The 3,380-nt window shown below is 29.8% G+C and carries 3 protein-coding genes; all 3 read right to left on the bottom strand.

Annotated elements, in window-relative coordinates; all coding sequences use genetic code 11:
- Positions 1–64: 64 nt before the first annotated feature.
- Positions 65–979, bottom strand: coding sequence for a hypothetical protein (locus HUJ77_RS15145; protein ID WP_291710064.1), 915 nt, complete (start codon positions 977–979; stop codon positions 65–67).
- Positions 976–1,638: a LysM peptidoglycan-binding domain-containing protein gene (locus tag HUJ77_RS15140; protein WP_291710062.1), complete on the bottom strand. Its 663-nt coding sequence runs from the start codon at positions 1,636–1,638 to the stop codon at positions 976–978. The genes HUJ77_RS15145 and HUJ77_RS15140 overlap by 4 nt, the downstream gene beginning before the upstream one ends.
- Positions 1,638–3,380, bottom strand: a 1,743-nt coding sequence (locus HUJ77_RS15135) for a tape measure protein (RefSeq protein WP_291710060.1), incomplete at its 5' end; no start/stop codon positions are given. The genes HUJ77_RS15135 and HUJ77_RS15140, both read right to left, overlap by 1 nt.

The raw sequence follows: 3,380 nt of genomic DNA, 5'->3' as shown, positions 1-3,380 counted from the left end.
ATACTATGTCTTATTTTAATTCATTTCCTCTTAATCTCTTATTATACTACTATACTAAAAATACTTATAGCTTTCCATTAAACCACCCTTTTAACTCATCTACTCCTCCTAATGTATCATATCTATCCTTTTCAATATTTCCTTCAAAGTATATTATTGTTGGAACGCTTTCAACTTTTACTTCTTTTAATATTTCCTTCATTAATTCATTATTTTCGTTTCTAGCTTTATCTGTATCAAATAAATATATTTTTTCTTGTGAATTCTTATCTAATACTTCAAAATACTGCATTAACCCAAACTTATCAATAGAATCACTATCTTTAACTATATAGACATCTCTTTTCCCAGTACTTTCATTATCACTTACTAATTTGATAAGATTATAAAATTCATCATCTATAGATTTTTCATATTCATAATCATAAGCTAAACTTTCATCCCCTAATATTAAATTTAACCTTAGGTCATCTAAATCTCTTAATGCTACATAACCAAATTCATCTCGCAATGAGTATTTTATCCCAACCGACATTAATGTATCTGATATTGCATTATACATAATATCTAGCCAAGTTTTATCATCTTGAATTGAATTAGGCAGCACAAAGCTAGAGTTACTTACATTTCCTATTCTTAATCCGAAATAATTACACATTTTCTTTGCTAAAGCTCCTAAACTAGAATTGCTGACTATTATTGTATCTTTAGCTTTACAGTATCTTAACTGGTCATAAGCAGTAACTGTAATTTCATCAGAACTATTCTGTCCAACCTTAAATACATATCCAAAAAAGATATTATCATTATTATATTTAAACCTAACTGTACTACCATTTCTAATTATTAGATCTTTATTTAAATAAGAGAACTCCAATTTAGAACATCCATCATTCAGCTTATCTGTATAAGTTACCTTAGTCACTAAGTCACTTATTTCATATACTTTATTTTCTACTTCAACTAAAAATTCTATCATGGAATCACCAAACTTTGCCCTGGATAGATTAAATTCGGATTACTGAGAATATTTCTATTTGCATCATATATTTTAGGATATTGAGCTCCATTACCATAATATCTAGTTGCTATCGCCCATAATGTATCACCACTAACTACTGTATAGTTTCTATTTGTAGCTTTAGGGTTAGTAGTTTCAGCTGAAGATTCAGTAATCTTTGCTTTACTCCCACCTATACTTTTAACAGTAGCTATCTTCTTATCAAATTTTCTGTACTCTAATAATTCAAAGGAAATATATTTATCCCCTTCTTCTCCAGCTTTTTCAGTTACTCCTAAGTTAGAAATTAATACAAGAGTATTTATATCTTTTCCTTTTCCATTTGTTGCTATAAATCTAACTACTGTCTTATTTTTCATCCATCCTTCAAATAAGTTAATCCAAAAATCAGAACTTTTAAAGCTTTTAGTATAATTAACATAACTAGTTATTTTATAAGGAAATTCAGTTTCAAAACTATAATTATTTAGTTCTTTATAATTTGGAACTGAAACTTGACCTAAACTTAATATATTATATTTCTCTATAGATAGACTATTCTCTATTTTAACTTCCTCTGGATTAACTGGGATTCTATAAGTTTCATTATCATTATCAAAAAAAATTGAATAACTCATTAATTAATCCCCTCACTTGCTATAGCAATTTCCTCTTGAAGAATCTTTCTAACTCTTCCATATAATTTATCTACATCAGCTTCTTCATGTACATCACCAAAAGATATTTGAATATTAGGTGCCAATGTAGCAGTACTGAATTTATTAATATATTCCCTTTCAGCTATATCTCTTAAATACTTTAAGTCTTCATCTGCCATATCTACATCAATAGCTCCATCTTTTCCAGTACCTTCTACAGATAGTGGATTCGAACTTGTACCAATATCTCCAAGTCCAGGTATTCCAGAAGATGTTACGCCTTGGGTTAAACTTGAAAAAGCATTTGATATACCACTTAACTTTTCAGCAATGCTTCCATATATATTATTTCCTATATCACTTCCAGCCATTGCTGATGATGAATAGTTAATAAACTCTTTACTTTTAACATATTCAACTAGTCCAGCTTCATCTTTAATTGAAGCTGATTTACTTGCAAGTCTATCTCTTAATCCAGAAATACCACTAGTTATAGATACTTCTACTCCAGGTATTTTATTTAATAAATCTTCTATTCCTTGAGCTAATCCCTCTATAATGCCAAGTACATTTACAGCCATATCATAAAATAATGTTTGAACTGCTGCTACTGGATTACTAAAGACATTACCAAAGAAGTTTACAAATGCTGCTACTGTATTCCATAATCCTATTAAATAATTACCAACTAATGCGTAAAATACTCCAAAAAGACCCCCTACAAAACTAAATATATCTTGAAATGTTACCCCCATAGAGCCTAATGCTTGTATTATCATAATTATTAATGCTATTAACATTATCATAGGTGCATGTGCTAATATCCATGCTCCTGCCTGTGCAAGTATAGGTGTTACCATTGCCCATAATTTTACTATAATAGTGTTCAACCATACTGTTGCAAGTGCTATAATAAATGGACTTATTAAATCCCATCCCGATACAATTAAATCTATTAACCCCCCCAAAGCACTACCTAATATATTAACTCCTATAATAAGAGCATTAATTACATTTATAAAACTTTGTGAATTAATCATATTACTAAATGCATCTGATATTGGAGTAAATGCACTAAGCAATCCATTTTTAAGCTTATTCCATATATCTGAAAAAGTCATAGGCATTGTTTTAAATTTAGAATTAATATCATCACTAGCATTAAACATAGCATTTTTTATAATATCAGCAGTAATAGCTCCTTCACTTGATAACTCTTTAAGTTTCCCCTTGCTTACACCAACGTATTTAGCAATAGCATCAGCTATCATTGGAGCATTTTCAGTAATACTTCTAAATTCATCGCCTTGTAATTTACCAGCTCCCATAGCTTGTGTTAATTGAAGCAAAGCACTTGATTGTTCTGAAGCACTTGCTCCACCAACTTTAAAACTTTTTTGAATTAACTCCGTAAATGCAATAAGTTCATCATTAGATCCAAATGAATCTGCAGCAGTTAACCCAAGTTTAGCTACTGCTCCAGCCATATCAGTATAAACACCTCTCGACCTAGTTGCAGATGCATATATTTTCTCTTGTAACTCTGCTTGAGTTTGTAATCCATCATTTATTAGATTTAATCTAGCACCTGTATTAACAAGTTCATCTGATAGTTGCATACCTTTAAGAGCAGTAGTTAATGTTAAAACTGTTCCCGTCAACTTACCTAAGCTACTACTAAAAAATGAAGAACTACTTCCAGTTTTCTTTAACTTATCATT

This window comes from Clostridium sp. (genome assembly GCF_021443865.1).
Taxonomy (GTDB): Bacteria; Bacillota; Clostridia; order Clostridiales; family Clostridiaceae; genus Clostridium.
This window is presented reverse-complemented; position numbering and strand designations above follow the sequence as displayed.